Source organism: Pseudomonas sp. R84, assembly GCF_009834515.1.
GTDB lineage: Bacteria > Pseudomonadota > Gammaproteobacteria > Pseudomonadales > Pseudomonadaceae > Aquipseudomonas.
The window spans coordinates 3,182,096-3,201,345 of the sequence record NZ_CP019426.1 but is presented as its reverse complement, the minus strand read 5'-3'; the positions used below and the strand labels follow the sequence as shown (position 1 = coordinate 3,201,345).

Genomic DNA, 19,250 nt, shown 5'->3' with positions numbered 1-19,250 from the left:
GATGGCCGCCGCGTCTGTCAGATATCGCGCCGCAACATGCTGCAAAACCTACACTGAACCGGCGTTAACCCCGTGTTAATTCATGCCACCCAGACTCTCTTCCGAGATCTGCTTCATGGACGAACAGCTCCCACTTGTTCAGTAGGAGGCACCATGAAAATCACCACCATAATCCTTGCCGGGCTGTTTGCCCTGGGTTCTGCCAGCGTCTTTGCCGAAGGCGGCGCTGAGCGCATGCGTTATTACTACGACAACTTCCCGGTTCACCACGCCCAGAGCGAGCAGAAGAGCGACGCCAACGCGAAAGAAATTCGCGTTCCCGCCGACCAGACGGCGCAAGTGACCGAGTCCTATCGCGACTGAGATTGACCGAGCAACCGATGGACCTCCCGTGGCTCCGCTCTGGCCCGGGAGAAGACAGTTTGGCGCCCTGATTGGGGCGCCTTTTTTTTGGGGCATTGAGATGGGTGTTCGGCATTCTACTGTGGCGCACTCGCCCCTCATCGGAACGCCGCCCGCCCAGCCCTCTCCCGAGGGAGAGGGAGCTGTTTTGTGGTGTTTTCAAGCCTGAGTTCGACTCGATATTTCAGGTCGGCGTACCTCGTCCAAACACCTCGGTCAGTCCCCTCTCCCCCTGGGAGAGGGTTAGGGTGAGGGGCTTTTCAGGCTTTCAGGTCTGCAGATTCTTGATCCAGAACAGCATGCGCCCGTGATTCGGGTCGAACATGCCCGGCGCGAAGCCGAATTTGCTGTAGGCATTCTGCGCCACGGCGTTGCCTTCCAGCACTTCGAGGGTGATCTTGCAGCAGCCGCGCTGGCGAGAGATTTCCTCGACTTTCTGCAGCATTTTCTGGCTCAGACCGAGGCCGCGAAATTTGCCCACCACCGCCACGTCGTGGACGTTGACCAAGGGTTTGCAGGCAAACGTGGAAAATCCTTCGAAGCAGTTCACCAGACCTGCCGGCTCGCCACCGACGAAGGCCAACACGCTGAACGCATGCGAGCGTCGGGCCAGTTCTTCGGGCAGTCGACGCAGCAGATCGGGGTCGAGCGAATGACCGCCGCCCATAGGGTCTTCTGCGTAATGATTGAGCACGATACCGATGGCTTCGGCATGCGTTGGATTGCTGTAGCTGGCTTGAAGCACAAGAATTTCTGCGGAATCCATTTCCATCCCCGAACACACAAAAGCCCCGGCGCGCAAAGTGCGCACTGAAAGGCTGTCTGACCTTAGCGCGAGTGTGGACCGGCCGACAATCTTTTGTCTCGTCAGTGGCCCCAGATCAGTTCTTCAGTCCAGCCCAGTTCGGCAAAATCCTCGGCGCGCAGGCCGCTCTCACCGACACAGAAGAACTCATCCAGTTGCGGCGGCTTCACCGCGGTGTCGCTAAGCATCGCATGCACCTGACCACGGTGATGAAGCTGATGCTCGAACAGGTGCGACAGCATGCGCAAACGACTGTCGTGCTGCGGCGTATCTCGGGCGATGGTGACGATTCGAGGCAGATCGGCATCGCGCAGTTGCTCGCAATAAGCAATCAGCCGTCGATCAACGTGAGCCTGCTCTTCACGCAATTGCGGGCCGTCGGTAAACGGCTCGTCGACATTGAAAAACACATAGCAGTCGGGATGCGGCTCGGCCCCGCGCAGTTCGCGCTCCAGTGCATCGACGTAGAACCAGTCGCAGGTGAGGATGTGATTGAGGGTCAGACGAATGCTCGGGAAGAAGCTCACCCGGGGCGCGGCCAGATCTGCCGCGCCGAGCTGGCTCCAGGCCTTGGCCAGACGATGATTAGCCCAGGCATTCTGGTAAGCCATGGTCAACAAATGATGGGATAACGCTTGGCTCATGTCGGCGCCCTCTTCACTCAAGCTTCGGCAAAACGCTGCAGCTGCATTTCCTGCAAACGACTGAGGGTGCGGCGGAACGGGAATTCCAGATAACCCTCGGTGTACAGCGCATCCATTGGCACTTGCGCTTCGATGTACAGCGGCACCTTGCGGTCGTAGCACTCGTCGACCAGCGCGATGAAACGCCGCACGCCGTCGTCGTGAACCGACAATTGCGGCAACTCGCGATCACCGGCCACCACCCGTTCGGCGCCATCTTCGGTACCGCGCGCGATGCGCCCTTCACGTTTTTGGGCGCTGAGGTTCGGCACTTCGCTCAACAGAATAGCTGTGTAGCGATCGCACAGCGCGATGAAATCCATGGCGGCGAACGGTTGCTCGCAGAGATCGGCGTAGCGGCACCACACCACCGTTTCACTGGCCTGCACCACGTTCAACTGGCGATGCCCGACCGACACCGGTTCAACGCTCGCCGGTTGCCCGGCGGTCAGTGCCTGAAAGACTTCGTCCAGCGCACTGAGCGAGGACGTGGCCACAAAGTAGCGTTGCAGACCCGCCCCCGGATGCAGGCGATGATCCTCGGCGCCATTCACCGCGACCACCTGCATATGCGCCTTGATCGCGGCAATTGCCGGTACAAAGCGGTCGCGATTGAAACCATCGGCGTACAAGTCATCCGGCGGCAGATTGGAGGTGCAAACGATCACCACGCCTTCGTCGAACATCACCTGAAACAACCGACCGAGAATGATCGCGTCGCCGATGTCGTTGACGAACAGCTCGTCGAAGCACAGCACCCGCACCTCGGCCGCCAGCTCTTTGGCCAGCGCGCGCAACGGATCGGCAATCCCGGTCAACTGGAACGAGCGCTGATGCACCCAGCCCATGAAGTGATGAAAGTGTTGGCGTCGCGCCGGCACCCGCAGGCTCTGATAGAACTGATCCATCAGCCAGGTCTTGCCGCGTCCGACCGGCCCCCACAGATAAACGCCGGTGACCGAACGGGCACCGGTGTGCAGGGCTTCGTGGCATTTTTGCAGCGCCCAGACTGCGTGTTCCTGGGCTTCATCCTGGATAAAGCCCTTGTGTTGCACGGCGTGTTGCCAGGCGCTGAGAGGAGAGTCGAAAGTCATGCGCGGCAGTATGCCACGACTGTTACTACGCCAAAGACCAGCATTGGCAAATGCCCGTTCATCATCACGCCGCGCAGCTCGAATGACCGATGAGCAACAAGGCACTTGACGCTGAATATTATCAGCATCATATTGACGAAAATATGTTGCTCGTAATTTTTACTCTTGCCACGCTTTCTATCTGGAGCATCGCCATGCATTACAAGGTTTTCGGCCGCAAAACCGGCCTGCGCGTATCGGAACTGGCGTTGGGCGCCGGCAATTTCGGCACCGGTTGGGGTCACGGCGCCGAACGTGACGAAGCCAAGCGGATCTTTGATGGCTTTCTCGATGCCGGCGGCAACTTCATTGATACCGCCAACGGCTATCAAGGTGGACAGTCGGAGTCGATGCTCAGCGAATTCATCGCCCCGGAGCGTGATCGGCTGGTGATCGCCACCAAGTACAGCATGGGCACGACCCCGGCCGACGGTATTTCCCACACCGGCAACAGCCGGAAAAACATGGTTCGCGCAGTAGAAGAAAGCCTCAAACGCTTGAACACCGATCACATCGATCTGTTCTGGGCCCACGTAACTGATGGCGTGACACCCATGGAGGAAATCCTGCGCGGTTTTGATGACCTGGTGCGCGCCGGCAAGATTCACTATGCCGGCTTGTCGAACTTCCCGGCGTGGCGCGTTTCCCGCGCTGACGTGTTGGCGGAACTACGCGGCTTTGCGCCGATCGCCGCGATTCAGGTTGAATACAGCCTCGCCGAACGCAGCGCCGAGCGCGAATTGCTGCCGATGGCCGAGGCGCTCGGACTCGCGGCGACGCTGTGGTCGCCGCTGGCCGGTGGCTTCCTTACTGGCAAGTATCGCGGCGGCGATGACAACAACCGTGCGAGCAAACTCGGCATGCTGGTGCACGCGGAAAAAAGCGCCCGCGAAACCGCCCTGCTCGATACGTTGCTGGCGGTGGCCGCAGAAATCGGCGTCAGCCCGACCCATGTCGCTATTGCCTGGTTACGCGAGAAGGCCCGGCGCTCGACGACCGCGCTGATTCCGATCCTCGGCTCGCGTACCCGCGAACAACTCGACAAAACCCTGGGCGCACTCGAGGTGCAACTGAGCGAGCAACACATGGCGCGGCTTGAGGAGATCAGCGTCGTGCCGGCCGGCGTACCGCACGAGACGATTGCCAGTGCCACACCTCGCTTTACCGGCCCGCAAACGTTGTACCTGCCGATCATCCCGGTGGCCTGACCCGGCTGTGAGTGCTTGCTCGCGAAAGCGGCGGGTCAGTCGACAAGAGGTTGGCTGATCCGACGCCTTCGCGAGCATGCTCGCTCCCACAGGGGTACGCAGTGTTGCGTCAAATATCGACTTTGTGTCGGGCGGCATAGAGGCAGAGCATTTCCATCGCCAATGTGGCGGCGGCCAATGAAGTGACCTCGGCATGGTCGTAGGCCGGGGCGACTTCCACCACGTCCATGCCGACCAGGTTGATCCCGCGCAAACCACCGAGAATTTCCAGCGCTTGCACGGTGCTCAAGCCTCCACAGACAGGGGTGCCGGTGCCCGGTGCGAAGGCCGGATCCAGGCAATCGATGTCGAACGTCAGGTACACCGGGTTATCGCCCACCCGCGCGCGGATCGCTTCGACAATCGCCTCGCAACCACGGCGATGCACCTGCCGGGCATCCAGTACCTGAAAACCCATGTGATCGTCATTGGTGGTGCGCAAACCGATCTGCACCGAACGCGCCGGATCGACCAGTCCTTCGCGCGCCGCGTGCCAGAACATGGTGCCGTGGTCGACCCGCTTGCCCTCCTCGTCCGGCCAGGTGTCGCTGTGCGCATCGAAGTGGATCAGCGACAGCGTGCCGTGCTTGCGAGCATGGGCCTTGAGCAGCGGATAGCTGATGAAGTGATCACCGCCAAATGTCAGCATCGCGCTGCCGGCGTTGAGAATCTGCTCGGCGTGGCCTTCGATGCTTTCCGGGACGCTGTGCGGCGAGCCGAAATCAAAGTCGCAGTCGCCATAGTCGATGACTGCCAGATGATCGAACGGGTCAAACGTCCACGGCCAGTGGCGTTCCCAGGCAATGCCGGTGGACGCGGCGCGAATCCCCCGTGGCCCGAAACGTGCGCCGGGGCGATTGCTGGTGGCGGTGTCGAACGGCACGCCGCTGACCGCGACATCAACGCCGCGCAGATCACGGCTGTAGCGGCGGCGCATGAAACTGGTGATGCCGGCGTAGGTGCTTTCGGCAGCGGTGCCGTAGAGGCTGTCACGGGTCAGGGCCTGATCATTCTGCATGGGCACATCCATCGTGGTGCTCCTGTTGTTATTGATGGCTACGGAAAGTGGTCCACAGACGCGTGCGCTGACGCATGTCCTTGAGGCTCATGCTGCGGTCGGCGTAGAGCCGCGCACGCACGTCGCTCGGCGGATAGATGTCGGGATCGTTGCGCACGGCTTCATCCACCAATGGCGTGGCGGCCTGGTTGGCGGTGGCAAAAAACAACGTGTTGGTCAGTTCGGCCACAGAGTCCGGGCGCAGCATGAATTCGATGAACGCCCGCGCGGCTTCGGGGTGCGGAGCGTCTTTGGGGATGGCCAGATTGTCCTGCCACACCAGCGTGCCTTCCTTGGGAATGCGGTAGGCCACTTCGTATTGTTTATTGGCCTTGCGGGCCTGATCAGCGGCCATGCTCGCGTCGCCGTTGTAGGTCAGCGCGAGACACACATTGCCGCTGGCCAGATCATTGATCTGCCGACCGCTGGCGACGTACAGCACCGACGGCTGAAGTTTCTGCAACAACGCCTCGGCGGCAGCCAGATCATTCTTGTCGGTGCTGTAGGGATCTTTACCCAAGTAATGCAGAGCCAAACCAATGACCTCCTGCGGCGAATCGAGAATGGCGATACCGCAATCCTTGAGCTTGCTGGCGTTCTCGGGTTTGAACAGCAGATCCAAGCTGTTCAGCGGCACCTCGGGCAACCGTTTCTTCACGGCCTCGACGTTAATACCCAGACCCAGCGTGCCCCAGGTGTACGGCACGCCGAAGCGATTGCCGGGGTCGACAGCGGCCATTTTTTCGAGCAAATCCGGATCAAGATTGGCGTAGCCCTTGAGGCTCTCATGGGAGATTTCCTTCAATGCGCCGGCCGCCAGTCCACGCGCCAGAACGCTGGACGACGGCACCACCACGTCGTAACCGCTGCCGCCGGTGAGCAATTTGGTCTCCAGCACCTCGGAGGTATCAAAGGTGTCGTAGCGCACATGAATGCCGGTTTCCTGCTCGAACCGTTGCAGGGTTCGCGGCGGCACGTAGTCGGCCCAGCTGTAGAGGTTGAGGGTGTTGTCCTCGGCCTGAGCCTGAACAGCTACGGACAACAGCAGCGCGGGTAAACACAGCTTGAACACGGGAGCCATGACGAACACCTGACCGGAGGAAGTGGTTGCAGGATGCGTCGTCGGATACATTAGAAAAATAGCCGAATAATTATCCTGACTTTATCCCGGAGTAATGTGATGTTGGGTCAATTGCACGACGTCGATTTGCAGCTGTTGCGCTTGTTTGTGCGGGTGGTCGAGTGCGGTGGCTTCAGCGCTGCCCAAGGTGATCTGGGCCTGAGCCAATCGAGCATCAGCCAGCAAATGGCCAAACTGGAAACCCGCCTTGGTTACCGTTTATGCAGCCGTGGCAAGGCTGGTTTCAGCGTTACGCCCAAGGGCGAGCAATTGCTGATCGCGGTGCGTGCATTGTTTGAATCGATCGAAACCTTCCGCCATCAATCCAACGGCGTCGCCGGGCGTTTGATCGGTGAAGTGCGTCTGGGGATTTCCGAGTCGGTCGATCAATCGGTATTGCAACGGGTGGCGGTGGCGATCCGGCGCTTTCGCGAGCGTGATGAGTCGGTGCGCATCGAACTGATCAGTGCCATGCCCGGCGAGATGGAACGGTTGTTGTTACAACAGCGGCTGGATCTGGCCATCGGTTATTTCTCGCAAGTGCAAAGTGCCTTCGACTATCAGCAGTTGTTCAGCGAAACCCAGCATCTGTACTGCGCTGCCGGCCATCCCTTGTTTACCGATGAGAAGCCCAGCGATGCAGCCTTGCAGACCTGCGACCGGGTCGATCACCCCTATCGGTTTTTTCGCAGTGACGAACCGTTTCAGGGCAAGGTCTGCTCGGCGCGCTCGGAGCAGGTTGAGGGCACGCTGACGTTTATTCTGTCCGGCAAACATGTCGGCTATCTGCCGGATCACTATGCGCGGAGCTGGCAGGAAAAGGGCCTGCTGCGGCCAATTCGTGAGGGCGAGTTGAGTTTCGAGGTGGGGTTTCATCTGGCCCGGCATCGGGCACAGGTGCCGGGGGATGCGCAAAAGGCGTTTGAAGAAGATCTGCTCAGCGCATTTGCATGAATCGATTTAGCGGGCAACACCCGAAAAACCTGACCTTTCAGGCAGTTATTGCTCGTTGCCCTCGCCGCCCTCTTCCGGCATCCTGCGCCTCCATTTTCTGACCCGGCCCCGCCTCGCGGCGCGCAAAACACCATGACCGCCTCTGAAAAAGCCCCGCGCAACAACGACCTGATCTACGGTCTCAACGACCGCCCACACCTGACTGCCACCGTGTTTGCCGCGCTGCAACACGTATTGGCGAGCTTCGTCGGCATCATCACCCCGACCCTGATCATGGGCGGCGCCCTCGGTCTGCACAGTGAAATCCCCTACCTGATCAGCATGGCGCTGTTCGTCTCCGGCCTCGGCACGTTCGTTCAGGCCAAGCGCTTCGGCCCGGTCGGTTCGGGATTGTTGTGCCTGCAAGGCACCAGTTTTTCCTTTATCAGCGTGATTCTCAGCGCCGGGTTCATGGTCAAGGCGCGCGGTGGCGGCACCGATGAAATTCTCTCGACGATCTTCGGCGTGTGCTTTTTCGCCGCCTTCATCGAAGTGGTGTTGAGTCAGTTCATCGGCAAACTGCGCATGCTGATCACCCCGGTGGTCACCGGCACCATCATCACGTTGATGGGCCTGTCGCTGATCAAAGTGGCAATGACCGACATCGCCGGCGGCTTCGGCGCGCCGGATCTGGGTGCGGCCAGCCATGTGTTTCTGGCGGCGCTGGTGATCGGCACTATCGTCGTGTTGAACCGCGTCGACGTGCCGTTTCTGCGCTTGGGCGCGATCGTTATCGGCCTGACTTTGGGCTATGTGGTCGCGTGGCTGATGGGCACGGTGGATTTCGCCTCGATGCCCGAGGTGCCGTTGGTCAGCGTGCCGGTGCCGTTCAAGTACGGTTTCAACTTCGACTGGGTGGCGTTCGTGCCGGTGGCGGTGATTTTCCTCGTGTCGCCGCTGGAGGCTGCCGGTGATCTGACCGCCAACTCGATGATCTCGCGGCAACCGGTCAAAGGCCCGTTGTATATCCGTCGGATCAAATCCGGCCTGCTCGCCGACGGCCTCAACTCGGCGATGGCTGCCGTGTTCAACAGCATGCCGATGGTGACCTTCGCGCAGAACAACGGCGTGATTCAGCTGACCGGCGTGGCCAGCCGTTACGTGGCCTTCTTCATTGCCGGTTTGCTGGTGCTGCTGGGGCTGTTCCCGATGATTGGCGCGGTATTGCAACTGATGCCGAAACCGGTACTCGGCGGCGCCGAACTGGTGATGTTCGGCACCGTCGCGGTGGCCGGGATCAAGATCCTCGCCGAGGCCGGCCTGCATCGGCGCAATATGCTGATCGTGGCGATTTCGCTAGGCATGGGCCTGGGCATCGCGGCGGTCCCGGAAGTCCTGCGCGAGTTGCCGCAAGCGCTGCGCAACATCTTCGAATCGCCAATCACCGTCGGTGCGTTGTGCGCTATCGTGCTGAACATCTTCCTGCCGGAAGAGTTCATCGAGCTGGAAGAAGACGATTTCGATCCGGAAGCTTCAATTCTTCAGGTCATGGAAAACCCGGACATGCCGGCCAAAGGTGAACCTGCCCCGGCGGCGGCTGTCGCACAGTTGAACCGCTAACGTCTGGCCTTTGCTAGAAAGGGCTGAGCCGGAGACGGTTCAGCCCTTTTTTGTTGAGAGACTGTTTATGCGCCGCTTCCAAGCCGTCATTCTGTCACTGCTCCTGCTGTCGCTCAGCGCCTGTGCGCTATTCCCCAACCGTGATCCGGTCAACATCAACGTGGTCGGTCTCGAGCCGTTGCCGAGTCAGGATCTGGAAGTGCGCTTCGCCATCAAGATTCGCGTACAGAACCCCAATGAGACGGCCATTGATTACAACGGCATCGCGTTGGATCTGGAGGTCAACGGCCACTCGTTAGCGTCCGGTGTCAGCGATCAGAGCGGTTCGATCCCACGCTTTTCCGAAAGCATCGTCACAGTACCGGTCAGCATCTCGGCGTTCTCGGTGCTGCGCCAGACCTTGGGCCTGAGCCAGACGCAAACCCTCGACAACCTCCCCTATGTGCTGCGCGGCAAGCTTGCCGGCGGTCTGTTTGGCACCATGCGTTTTGTCGACAGCGGCAAGCTCAGCCTGCCCAAGGCTACCGCCGCCACCTGGTAAAAATGCGCTAACCTGCTTCGTTCATTGAAGACAGTCATGGAGGCTGCAGGTTTATGGAAGACATACCGACGCTGTACACCGAACGACTGATCCTGCGCCCATTGCAACTGGCCGATGCCGACGCCGTGCAGCGCGAATTTCCGCATTGGGACGTGGTGCGCTATCTGAACGCTGCCGTGCCATGGCCGTACCCGGAGGACGGTGCCCTCGCCTATCTGCGCGACATTGTCTTGCCGGCGGTTGCGGCGGGCAAGGAATGGCCTTGGACGATCCGCCTGAAATCGGCACCGGAACTATTGATCGGCAAGATCAGCCTGATGGATCAGGCGGACAACCACCGCGGCTTCTGGCTGGCCCCGGCGTGGCAAGGCAAGGGCTTAATGACTGAAGCCAGCGCGGCGGTGACCAATTACTGGTTCAACGTTCTGCAACGCCCAGTGATGCGCGTGCCGAAAGCCGCGCCGAACATCGGCTCGCGCAAGCTCTCGGAGCGCGCGGGGATGCGCTTGATCCGTACCGATGAAGGCGATTTCGTCGGTGGGCGTTTCCCGCGGGAGCTGTGGGAAATCACCCGCGAAGAATGGCAGCAACGCCACTGACTCCCAGACACACCACCGATCCATTGTAGGAGTGAGCCTGCTCGCGATAGCAATCTGTCAGTTAACGATTATGGTGTCTGGCAGACCGCTATCGCGAGCAGGCTCACTCCTACAGGTTTTGTGTCAGCCAGTGGGTTATGTGTTGAATCGCACCCCGGGTTTCACGCGTTCATCGACCGACAACTCAAACACATCCGGCCGCGCATAGTGGCCGACCACATCGTAGTCATAGCGCGCACGCACCAGTTCATCGGTGTCGATTTCAGCCGTGAGCAACCCCGCCTCCCCGCGCAACGGCCCTGCCAGCACATCGCCCATCGGCCCGACAATCACGCTGCCACCGGCAATCAGCGGTCGCTCCGCCGGCCAATTGGCAATCTCCACACCCATTTCATTGGGCGAAGCCTGCACCTGACAGGCACTGACTACAAAGCAGCGGCCTTCATGAGCAATGTGGCGCATGCTGACTTGCCACATTTCACGCTCGTCCACGGTCGGCGCGCACCAGACTTCAATGCCTTTGGCGTACATCGCCGTGCGCAGCAGCGGCATCATGTTTTCCCAGCACACCACGGCGCCGAGCTTGCCAACCGGGGTGTCGAACACCGGCAAGGTCGAACCATCGCCCTTGCCCCAGATCAGCCGCTCGGTGCCGGTGGGCATCAGTTTGCGGTGTTTGCCGACGAGGCCGGCCTGCGGGTCGAAATACAGCGCGGTGCAATACAGCGTGCTGCCGAAGCGTTCGATCACACCGATTACCAGATTAGCCCCGGTGCGCGCCGACAGGCCGGCCAGTGCTTGGGTCTCGGCACCGGGCACGTCGATCGCATTGGCAAAATAACGGGCGTAGGCTTCACGCCCTACCGGCAGGCGATAACCCAATTGCGTGCCGAAACCCTCGCCTTTCGGATACCCGCCCAGCAGCGCTTCGGGCATCACCACCAATGCCGCTCCGGACTCAATGATCGCGCCTTCCCAACTGAGAATCTGTTCCAGAGTCGCGTCTTTGCCTTCGGGCAAGGCGCCGATCTGCAGCGCAGCAACGATTGATTTGGCCATCGCGGTAACTCCATCAGGTTCAGTGGTTGCTGATTCTGCGGCGTCACGCGATCATGAATAAAGCCCCGTTCACTGCTGAATGATATGAGCCATATGAATATCGCCACCGTCGACCTCAATCTGCTGAAAGTCTTTGAAGCCCTGCATGAAGAATCCAGCGCCAGCCGCGCAGCGTTGCGTCTGGGCGTCACGCAATCGGCGGTCAGTGCGGCGCTGCGCCGGTTGCGCGAGGTCTACGGCGATCAGTTGTTCGTGCGCACCGGCCGCGGACTGGCGCCGACGCTCCAGGCCAATCAATTGAAACCGGTGGTCAGCGAAGCGCTGAACAAATGCCGGCAGAGCCTGGCAATGGTCGACCCGGCGGCCAACCAATACGAGGGCCGTTCGGTCACAGTCGGGCTGTCGGATGACTTCGAGATTGCCTACGGTCGCCGCCTGATCGAGGAAATTGCCCGCAGTGCGCCGAAGCTGCGCCTGATCTTTCGTCAGACCCACAGCCAGATCGTCGCCCGCGCGCTGATGGAGCGCAGTATCGACCTGGCAATCACTGCTGGTGGCTTTGCCGAGCGTTTGCTCAGCCGTCAGGTGTTGGGCGAAGGTGGATATGCGTGTCTGGTCGATCCAGCGAGCCTTGCGCCCGGTCAGCAGTTGATTGATCTTGAGGCATTCGTCGCCCGCGAGCACATCCTGGTGTCGTCCGGCGGTTTTATCGGGATCACCGATGAGGGCTTGGCGGCGCTGGGCCTGAGTCGACGGGTGTGCGCCTCGACCACGCATTTCGCCGCGTTGCCGTATCTGCTCAAGGGCAGCCGGGCGGTGGCGACGATTCCGGCGCATGCCGCCGAAAGCATCGCAGCACTCAGCGGTCTGGCGCTGCTGCCCTGCCCGCTGAAGTTGCCGCGCTATCCGATCGAACTGGGCTGGCGCACCAGCACGCAGATCGATCCGGTGGTGGTCAAAGTGCGTGAAGCGATTGCCGCGACGTTCAGTTGAGGCGTTACTTGTTGGCGGCCATCAGGCGATTGACTTCACTGCGCACCATGTTGGCGAACTCCGGCGGCGACATGCCGTCCAGTTCCGCGCGGACCCACTCGGCCCATTTGCCTTTGCGCTTGCCGCGCTCGCCGAACAAACGCGCGGCTTCGCCTTTGGCTTTGCCCAGATTGTTCTGCCAGAGTTCGAACAGACGGGATTTCTCGTCTTCCAGCGCAGCGCGCTCTGCGAGGGATTTGTCGGCCAGATTGAAACTCATGGGGAATTATCCTGCTGCGTAAAATGGCGACATCTTACACGCTCGACGGAAATCTCCCGCGCAGGTTTTTCTTTCTGGCCTAAATTCAGTGCAACTTTTCAGCAAGCGCCACACTCCATTGATCACTGTCCATTCAACTGCAAGGAGTCACCCAATGGCCCGCAAATCCGCCGTGCAAGCCGCCGAAGATCAAATCAAGGATCAGGCCTTCAGCGAACTTCAGGCTCTGATTCAAGAGTCCGACAAACTGCTCAAGAGCAGCGCCTCACTGGTCGGCGAAGAAGCGGAAACGCTGCGCGGACAAATCGCCCTGAAACTGCAGCAGGCACTGGATTCGGTCTCGAGTGTACGTGACCGCACCAAACCGGCAGTCGATGCCACCGAAAGCTACATTGGCGGTCATCCATGGCAGACCGTGGCGATCTCCGCCGGTTTCGGTCTGGTGGTCGGTTTGCTGCTCGGCCGTCGCTGAGTCAAACGCAAACAAAAAGGCGAACCCACTGGGTTCGCCTTTTTTATGCCTGCCTGATTTTTGCTGTTCAAATCCTGAATTCAGCTCGGTATCCCACGTCGGCGTACCTCGCCCATTCACCGCGGTCAGTCCCCTCTCCCTCCGGGAGAGGGTAAGGGTGAGGGGCCTTTGCTCTTCGCTCACACCCCCGCCAACTCACGCAACTGCGCCAATGTCTGCCCATCCAGCACAATCCCCTCCGCCAGCGACTTGCTGCGCTGCCAATGCCGACGATCCCCCGGCAAACGCTTGAGCCCGACGCCGTGCATCTGCCGCACCAATTCCCCACTGCGCTCGGCAAAACTCTGCCCGGCGGCTTTGCTCGGGTCGATGACGATCAACAATTGCCCGGTCCACGGCGTTTTCGCCCCAGGATGATTGGACCAGTCGAACTCGAAAGAAAAATTCCCCCCGGTCAGCGCTGCGGCCAACAGTTCGACCATCATCGACAGCGCCGAGCCTTTATGGCCGCCAAACGGCAACAACGCCCCGCCCTCAAGAATCGCCTTGGGATCCTGAGTCGGTTGACCGAGGCTGTCCACGCCCATCCCGGCCGGCAGCCGCTCACCTTTGCGCGCAGCAATCTGCACGTCGCCATGGGCGATCGCACTGGTGGCGAGGTCGAAGACAATCGGCGCCGCACCGGCCCGTGGCGCGGCGAACGCGATCGGGTTGGTGCCGAACAGCGGCCGGTCGGCGCCGTGGGGCACCACGCAGGTCATGCTGTTGACCACGCTGAGCGCCACCAGACCTTCATCGGCAAATGGCTCGACGTCCGGCCACAGTGCGGCGAAGTGGTGAGAGTTGCGAATCGCCAACACGGCAATCCCGGCGTTGCGCGCCTTCTCCACCAACAACGGCCGGGCGGCGGCAAGTGCCGGTTGAGCGAACCCGTTGCCGGCATCGACACGGACAAATCCCGACGCGACATCTTCGACGTGTGGCACCGCTTGGCCGTTGGCCCAGCCGCTCTTGAGGGTCGAGACATACCCGGGCATGCGGAACACGCCATGGCTGTGGGCGCCGTCGCGCTCGGCCCCGGCGCAGTTGGCGGCCAGTACTTGCGCGACGTCGGCGGAGGTACCGTGGCGCAGGAAAATCGTTTCAAGCAATTGCGTCAGCGCTTCGAGGGATAACGAGGACGAGACAGCAGAGGACACCTGATCGTGTGGCGCAGACATCTGAAGCTCCAGAATGATTATTGGAGGGAACAACAGCGTACGGACGACTTGCTCGCCGATTAACCATGCCCTGACAACTGCCTGTCAACCCTTGGCCGTGAGATCAGCAAACTTCGCCGCCAGTGCGATAACTATCTACCACCGACGCAGCACCTGTGCTTTGTAGGCTGGGCCTCACTTGCGTGCCGAACACGCGCGCCCTACCGAGGCTTGATCATGTCTGAACCGGCGTCCCCCCTGTTTTTCTCCGAAACCTTGAATTCGCCCGGCTTGTGGCCATCGCTGCGCAAAACCCACGGCCTCGACGAGGCGGACTTCAAATGGCTCGCCCATATCAAACTGGCCACCCATGCGATGCGCAGCAAACAATCCCCGCCGATGCATGCCCAACGTATCCGCCTCAATGCCGGCAAACTGGCCCCCGTCACATTGGCGGGCAGTTTTATCCTCAGTGAAAACGCAGAGGACAAACGAGCGATTCTCTACACGCCCTACGAGGGCATCAAACAATACGAAGACCTGAAAACCCTTAAAACCTTGCTCGAAATACGCGTGAACAAAGCCGATGAAGAGGATGACATTCTGGCGTTTCTGGCGTTATCCGAGCGCAGAAACGTCGCCGAACAGAGTGGCATTACCCTGACCTACGAAACCCTCGACGACGATATTTTCGACACCCAGATCGAAGTTGTTCGCGCCGCCCAGCGCCTCAATGCCGAGGCTGTACTTGGCGAATTGAAGCAACTGCCATCGCTCTCGTCCCTGCTGGAAACAATCCTCGATAATCTGTTGCGCGAGGACTTTCCCAACGTCCGCCAGGCCCTCACCCGGGTGAATTTCTATACCGATGCGTCTGCCGGCGACACCCGCTCCACGGCGGTAGCGAACAAGCATTGGCACGCCTCCATGAGTTTAAGCGAAGCACTGCTGATGTTTTATCGGCACCCGCAATGGCCTGCCGAGCAGTTGCACGAATTCTCCAACCCCGGGCGCGCAGCGTTTGCCGGCGATCAGGCGCTATGGGAAAACGCGCTCAAGCAAGCCTCGGAAAAACTCCAGGTGCTGCTGTTTGGCGAAATGGAAAAATACTGGAGCTCGCCGGCCATCGCGGGATCCGCGCGCCGCGCTTTTTTCAGTCAGGTACTGGAGGAACAGGCTCGCGCCGAACTGTTGATCAAACGCGAAAGCGGGATCATCGACGCCACGCAGTTCGCCATATTGCATCACATCATCAAACCCACAGCGGTGCCGGCACGCCGCCCGACCATCGAGAACGTGCGCTTGTGGGAGTACGAGCCCAATTACGTCGAACTCGCGGGATCGTTGATGATCACTCAAGCCAACGCGTGCCTCTACACGCCGACCATGGGCCTGCAAGTCCTGCACGATTATCTGGATCTGAAAAACACCGTGTTGAGCAAATTCCGCGCCCCCGGTCACGAGGATGAGCTGTATGGGCTGCTGAACCTCGAAGAGCGCAAACGCTTCGTCGGCTTCGACCACCCGCATGTCACCGGAGAAAACATCGGTGGCGAGACCTTCAAAGTATTGTTCGAAGCCATCATCACCAAGCAGCGGCAAAACATTGCCTACGCCACGCAAGTGTTCCGGCAAAGCGATGGCACCGTGGATATCCATGCTCTGTTCGACAAGGCCTTGGACATCCGCGCGATGGTTCATGAGCGCTTGCTGGAACTGGACGCCGGCGAACGCTGGTCGACCCGGCCGGTACTGGCCGGCGTCCAGCAGCCGTCCGTGGTGCTCGCCCACAAGGCAGAAGAGGTGATTCGGTCCTTTTCGGGAATCGATGCCTTGCTCACGGGCATGTTCAGAAGCCAGCCGTTGGTGACGCCGACGTTGCAACGGCGCTTTCTTGAAAACATGAAGGACAAACTCGCCCACTCACTGTTTGTCGGCGTCACAGGGGAAGCCGCGCTACGAGTGCTCAGTGGCTCGCTCGACACGGCTGCGCAGGCCATTGTCGATACCGTGTTCCATCCTGATCAACCGAGCCGTGACACTCGGCGTTCACTCAATGGCTTTCGCCCTGACGCCTGGTCGCTCACAGTGCAGCACCCCAAGACCCAGGCGCCACTGCCACTGGCTCACTGTGTCTTGCTGACCGAGCGCGGTGGTCTTGACGACGTGCATTCAGGTCGGGCGATTGTGTGGACGCCCGCTCAGGGGCTGGAAGTTTTCCCGAGAGTTACCCGTGCGCGACGGGCACTGGAGCGACGCCTGAAGGACAGTGTCGGACGCCTGTCGCTGCTGGAAAACCTGGCCCCCGAGGACTGGCTGTTCCATCAGGACTACACCTTGGGCGCGTTGCGCCTGATCGAAGACAATGTGCTGCACAACCGCGTGCAATCCGGCATTGAGCACTTCCTTGCGCGTTGCGATCGCGCGCGCGAGTGGTTCAAAGACCAGTCCGGACTGACTCCGACACTCAATGGTCTGAAAAAAACGCCTATTGCTACCAACCTGCTGCGCGGCATCGACCTCGCCAAGGCGATCAATCAACAGCAGTCACTTCCCGCCTGGCTCGGCATGGCGCAAGTCGAAGAGCAGCAAATGCACCTCGAACTGCTGGAGCAATGGCGTCACAGCGTCGTCGACCACAAGGATTACCTCAGCGGCCTGACCGCCCTGCCCGACTACGTCAACAAAACGCTGAAAACGCTCCTCGATGGACGATTTCCCGGGCAGCAACTCGACCCGCAGGACATCGAGATCATTCCCAACCTGGCTTTGGCGGGTCCCGCCCGCATGCTGAGCGAATTTGCCCTTAACCACGTCAACATCGCCCAAGGCACAGGCTTCTCGGTCATCTCGAAAACCGCGAAAGCGTTGCCGCCTGATCTCGATCAAAACGCGGTACGGCAACTGTTGCTGTCACTGGATATACCGACGACCTACGCCAACGCCGTGACCGCCGCGCTGTCGGCTGGCCACGCCGAGGCCGACGAACGCCAACAGCGTTTCTTTCGCCAGTTGCCTTGGCAATTGCTGCAGCACGCCCATGAACTGAAGCTACAACAACAGTTGTCGAGTGGTGCGTTCGATCAACTCTGTCAGGTGCTCGACATGCCGGACGGCATCGCACGTGCCGCGGTTGAGGGCGCCCATGCCATCGTCTCGCCTTTGTCACTGATCAAAACCGCCGGCGCCAGCGCGGTGCAAACCCTGGGTCTGTACGTGATCGGCCCCGGCAAGGGCCATCCAGGGCCACTGGTGCTGTACGCGCCGTATGCCGATCAGGTGCTACGAGAATTCACTGACGAGGCCAGCCTTATCGCCGCGGTAAACACGCCGGGCGTCTTTCAGGATCTGCTGATTCGCCGACTGCCGGCCGCGCAGCAATCGGTGTTTACAGGGTTATTGCAATCGAGCGAGGGTGAAACCAGTGAGATGACTGTGTCGAGCAACGCCATCACCGGCAATCTCCTGCACAGGTTCTACGCGGACAATCTCAAGCTCCTGCCCCAGTTGCTCGCCTGTCAGTTGAAGAGCCATGCACAAGCCGACTGGGAGGCTGCGAAGCACCTGTTCAGTCGAGGTTTCCAGGTAACCGCAGGGCTGCTGCCGGGCAAAATTTCGTACGTAACGTTTCTATGGCAGGCCTACAAAGCGTTCAAGGATTCGGCGGAAAACCTGCAGGATCATCACTGGTCTCGCGCGTTGAAGTCGTTTATCGAAGGTGCCATCCAGATGATCAGCCTGGGGCGGCTGAGTATCGAGTCCACGGAAGCCACTGCTGCAGCGACGACTACCGCGTCCCCGCCTGAAGAGAGCGACATTATCGACACGACCTCCAAGCCGCCCGCGCCAGCGCCCGCTGCCTGGTCGCAGCTGAAGATCACTTCGCCCTGGCGCACTGAACTGCAGACCTTTGAAACGCCCGCCGTGGCACTGGAAGACCTCAAGCGCCAGACTAAAAAAGGCACTTTCGAAGACCCGGTCAGCAGGCGTACTTACACCGCCGTTGATGGCAAGGTTGTGCAGATAAAACAGCCAGGCGCCATGTGGCAGATGGTCAATGACGGCATCGCCGGCCCGTCATTGACCCAGGTGGGATCGCGACTTTTGCTGGCGCCCGACCGCCATGCGGTGCATTACGGCAAAGCCATGTCGACCTTGTACAAACGCTACAGTGTGAATCAGGATCGCCGTGCCCTGATCAATATCGAGGCGATGGGCATGAACGAAATCCGGCGCAATTATCCGCATAAGGCCCGTGTTATCCAGCACGCCGTCGACCTCGCCCGTTTTTATGCTTTCAACTGCCTGCATAACCTCGCGCAACTGAAAGCCAACGTACCCGGTACGCGGCTGGACGGCTTTCTCAGGGTGTTTTTCGGTGTTCCCCAGGTTGATCTGAACCTGCTGAGCAAACTCAACACAGCGATCGTGCCCATCTGCAAGGCGTTGGTGGACCCTGACGATGACCTGATGAATACCGAACGCTTCGTGGTCGGCTCCAACACCTATTTTTCCTCGATCATTGCGTTTGTGCTGAACAACGACGACCAGAAAAAAGTGCATTTCACCGAGAACTTCTTTCACCCGCAACTCGATGGGTACAAACCGGTCATGCCTGCCGATTTCAACATTGATGGCCATGCCCAAGCGGCGACACTCATCCACGAGTTTGCCCATCAGTTTTCCAACGCTGAAGATATCGCTTCGCTGGAGGCGCGCCGACCGTTTCACGACCTGATCACCACCCTCACCTCATATGGGCGGGCCATTCAGGAGGAGCTGGTGCGGTTCCAGGCCGATGCCCTGTCCATCACAACACCTCGCGATGAACTGTTTGCGCGATGGAGCAGGCAAGAAGATTCCTTCGTAGACCTGGATCAGTTTGTGGGGGGCGAGGACCTCGGCAAGGAAATCCTCACATTGACCCGCAGCCCTGATATGGAGAAGGCTCGGGATGCGTTTCTGGATCAGGGTTCACCCGATGTTCGTATCGACGTGATCTTGCGCAACGCTGATTCGATTGCCCGTTTGGTCTGCGAAATGGGCCGGCAACTTGACCCGGTGCCGCTGCCCTGAAACAGGCGCAAAAAAAAGGCGCAGGTCGAAACCTGCGCCTTTTGCCAATCAG

17 protein-coding genes are annotated in these 19,250 nt (G+C 60.0%); 9 read left to right on the top strand and 8 right to left on the bottom strand.

The window, feature by feature from the left end; genetic code table 11:
- Positions 1 to 153: 153 nt before the first annotated feature.
- Positions 154 to 363 carry a hypothetical protein gene (locus PspR84_RS14170; RefSeq protein ID WP_160057741.1) on the top strand — a complete coding sequence of 70 codons (210 nt, stop codon included), beginning with the start codon at positions 154 to 156 and terminating at the stop codon, positions 361 to 363.
- A 307-nt stretch (positions 364 to 670) separates the two neighbouring features.
- Here the strand turns inward: PspR84_RS14170 and PspR84_RS14165 are convergent, their stop codons facing one another.
- The 3 genes from PspR84_RS14165 to zapE form a co-directional block, all read right to left on the bottom strand.
- A complete protein-coding gene (locus tag PspR84_RS14165; protein WP_160057740.1) occupies positions 671 to 1,168 on the bottom strand; it encodes a GNAT family N-acetyltransferase in 498 nt (165 codons plus the stop codon).
- A 101-nt stretch (positions 1,169 to 1,269) separates the two neighbouring features.
- On the bottom strand, positions 1,270 to 1,851 hold the full coding sequence (locus tag PspR84_RS14160) for a DinB family protein (RefSeq protein ID WP_160057739.1): 582 nt from the start codon (positions 1,849 to 1,851) through the stop codon (positions 1,270 to 1,272).
- A 17-nt stretch (positions 1,852 to 1,868) separates the two neighbouring features.
- Positions 1,869 to 2,984, bottom strand: coding sequence for a cell division protein ZapE (gene zapE / locus PspR84_RS14155; protein WP_160057738.1), 1,116 nt, complete (start codon positions 2,982 to 2,984; stop codon positions 1,869 to 1,871).
- Positions 2,985 to 3,178: 194 nt separating this feature from the next.
- Between zapE and PspR84_RS14150 the strand changes: the two genes are divergently transcribed.
- Positions 3,179 to 4,231, top strand: coding sequence for an aldo/keto reductase (locus tag PspR84_RS14150; protein WP_160057737.1), 1,053 nt, complete (start codon positions 3,179 to 3,181; stop codon positions 4,229 to 4,231).
- Between the two features lie 109 nt (positions 4,232 to 4,340).
- On the opposite strand, the gene speB is transcribed toward PspR84_RS14150, so the two are convergent.
- Positions 4,341 to 5,300 (bottom strand): agmatinase, encoded by a 960-nt coding sequence (gene speB, locus PspR84_RS14145; RefSeq protein ID WP_160057736.1) that lies wholly within the window; start codon positions 5,298 to 5,300, stop codon positions 4,341 to 4,343.
- Between the two features lie 16 nt (positions 5,301 to 5,316).
- Positions 5,317 to 6,408, bottom strand: a complete 1,092-nt coding sequence (locus PspR84_RS14140) for a polyamine ABC transporter substrate-binding protein (protein WP_160057735.1) — start codon at positions 6,406 to 6,408, stop codon at positions 5,317 to 5,319.
- A gap of 99 nt (positions 6,409 to 6,507) precedes the next feature.
- On the opposite strand from PspR84_RS14140, the gene PspR84_RS14135 reads away from it, so the two are divergent.
- From PspR84_RS14135 to PspR84_RS14120, 4 genes are all read left to right on the top strand, one after another.
- A complete protein-coding gene (locus PspR84_RS14135) occupies positions 6,508 to 7,401 on the top strand; it encodes a LysR family transcriptional regulator (RefSeq protein ID WP_160057734.1) in 894 nt (297 codons plus the stop codon).
- 132 nt (positions 7,402 to 7,533) lie between these two features.
- Positions 7,534 to 9,000 carry a nucleobase:cation symporter-2 family protein gene (locus PspR84_RS14130; protein WP_123450049.1) on the top strand — a complete coding sequence of 489 codons (1,467 nt, stop codon included), beginning with the start codon at positions 7,534 to 7,536 and terminating at the stop codon, positions 8,998 to 9,000.
- A 67-nt stretch (positions 9,001 to 9,067) separates the two neighbouring features.
- Positions 9,068 to 9,541 (top strand): LEA type 2 family protein, encoded by a 474-nt coding sequence (locus PspR84_RS14125; RefSeq protein WP_160057733.1) that lies wholly within the window; start codon positions 9,068 to 9,070, stop codon positions 9,539 to 9,541.
- Between the two features lie 53 nt (positions 9,542 to 9,594).
- Complete coding sequence (locus PspR84_RS14120; RefSeq protein ID WP_160057732.1) at positions 9,595 to 10,140, top strand: GNAT family N-acetyltransferase; 546 nt, start codon at positions 9,595 to 9,597, stop codon at positions 10,138 to 10,140.
- 135 nt (positions 10,141 to 10,275) lie between these two features.
- Here PspR84_RS14120 and PspR84_RS14115 read toward each other — a convergent pair whose 3' ends face one another.
- Entirely contained in the window at positions 10,276 to 11,199 is a 924-nt protein-coding gene (locus tag PspR84_RS14115; RefSeq protein ID WP_160057731.1) for a carbon-nitrogen hydrolase family protein, read from the bottom strand.
- Between the two features lie 84 nt (positions 11,200 to 11,283).
- Between PspR84_RS14115 and PspR84_RS14110 the strand changes: the two genes are divergently transcribed.
- On the top strand, positions 11,284 to 12,192 hold the full coding sequence (locus PspR84_RS14110; RefSeq protein ID WP_160057730.1) for a LysR family transcriptional regulator: 909 nt from the start codon (positions 11,284 to 11,286) through the stop codon (positions 12,190 to 12,192).
- Positions 12,193 to 12,196: 4 nt separating this feature from the next.
- Here the strand turns inward: PspR84_RS14110 and PspR84_RS14105 are convergent, their stop codons facing one another.
- Positions 12,197 to 12,451, bottom strand: a complete 255-nt coding sequence (locus tag PspR84_RS14105) for a hypothetical protein (RefSeq protein ID WP_007917411.1) — start codon at positions 12,449 to 12,451, stop codon at positions 12,197 to 12,199.
- Positions 12,452 to 12,605: 154 nt separating this feature from the next.
- On the opposite strand from PspR84_RS14105, the gene PspR84_RS14100 reads away from it, so the two are divergent.
- Entirely contained in the window at positions 12,606 to 12,923 is a 318-nt protein-coding gene (locus PspR84_RS14100; RefSeq protein ID WP_007917413.1) for a DUF883 family protein, read from the top strand.
- 179 nt (positions 12,924 to 13,102) lie between these two features.
- Here the strand turns inward: PspR84_RS14100 and PspR84_RS14095 are convergent, their stop codons facing one another.
- Entirely contained in the window at positions 13,103 to 14,143 is a 1,041-nt protein-coding gene (locus tag PspR84_RS14095) for an Ldh family oxidoreductase (RefSeq protein WP_160057729.1), read from the bottom strand.
- Positions 14,144 to 14,359: 216 nt separating this feature from the next.
- Here PspR84_RS14095 and PspR84_RS14090 point away from each other — a divergent pair, with 216 nt between their 5' ends.
- Positions 14,360 to 19,198 carry a DUF6543 domain-containing protein gene (locus tag PspR84_RS14090; RefSeq protein ID WP_160057728.1) on the top strand — a complete coding sequence of 1,613 codons (4,839 nt, stop codon included), beginning with the start codon at positions 14,360 to 14,362 and terminating at the stop codon, positions 19,196 to 19,198.
- The last annotated feature ends 52 nt before the right edge of the window (positions 19,199 to 19,250 follow it).

Bases quoted from the DNA above. Each gene is read 5' to 3' on its own strand.
- PspR84_RS14150 (WP_160057737.1), top strand. From the start codon at position 3,179: ATGCATTACAAGGTTTTCGGCCGCAAAACCGGCCTGCGCGTATCGGAA.
- PspR84_RS14115 (WP_160057731.1), bottom strand. From the start codon at position 11,199: ATGGCCAAATCAATCGTTGCTGCGCTGCAGATCGGCGCCTTGCCCGAA.
- speB (WP_160057736.1), bottom strand. From the start codon at position 5,300: ATGGATGTGCCCATGCAGAATGATCAGGCCCTGACCCGTGACAGCCTC.
- PspR84_RS14135 (WP_160057734.1), top strand. From the start codon at position 6,508: ATGTTGGGTCAATTGCACGACGTCGATTTGCAGCTGTTGCGCTTGTTT.
- PspR84_RS14095 (WP_160057729.1), bottom strand. From the start codon at position 14,143: ATGTCTGCGCCACACGATCAGGTGTCCTCTGCTGTCTCGTCCTCGTTA.
- PspR84_RS14125 (WP_160057733.1), top strand. From the start codon at position 9,068: ATGCGCCGCTTCCAAGCCGTCATTCTGTCACTGCTCCTGCTGTCGCTC.
- PspR84_RS14120 (WP_160057732.1), top strand. From the start codon at position 9,595: ATGGAAGACATACCGACGCTGTACACCGAACGACTGATCCTGCGCCCA.
- zapE (WP_160057738.1), bottom strand. From the start codon at position 2,984: ATGACTTTCGACTCTCCTCTCAGCGCCTGGCAACACGCCGTGCAACAC.
- PspR84_RS14130 (WP_123450049.1), top strand. From the start codon at position 7,534: ATGACCGCCTCTGAAAAAGCCCCGCGCAACAACGACCTGATCTACGGT.
- PspR84_RS14100 (WP_007917413.1), top strand. From the start codon at position 12,606: ATGGCCCGCAAATCCGCCGTGCAAGCCGCCGAAGATCAAATCAAGGAT.
- PspR84_RS14110 (WP_160057730.1), top strand. From the start codon at position 11,284: ATGAGCCATATGAATATCGCCACCGTCGACCTCAATCTGCTGAAAGTC.
- PspR84_RS14140 (WP_160057735.1), bottom strand. From the start codon at position 6,408: ATGGCTCCCGTGTTCAAGCTGTGTTTACCCGCGCTGCTGTTGTCCGTA.
- PspR84_RS14160 (WP_160057739.1), bottom strand. From the start codon at position 1,851: ATGAGCCAAGCGTTATCCCATCATTTGTTGACCATGGCTTACCAGAAT.
- PspR84_RS14090 (WP_160057728.1), top strand. From the start codon at position 14,360: ATGTCTGAACCGGCGTCCCCCCTGTTTTTCTCCGAAACCTTGAATTCG.
- PspR84_RS14170 (WP_160057741.1), top strand. From the start codon at position 154: ATGAAAATCACCACCATAATCCTTGCCGGGCTGTTTGCCCTGGGTTCT.
- PspR84_RS14105 (WP_007917411.1), bottom strand. From the start codon at position 12,451: ATGAGTTTCAATCTGGCCGACAAATCCCTCGCAGAGCGCGCTGCGCTG.
- PspR84_RS14165 (WP_160057740.1), bottom strand. From the start codon at position 1,168: ATGGATTCCGCAGAAATTCTTGTGCTTCAAGCCAGCTACAGCAATCCA.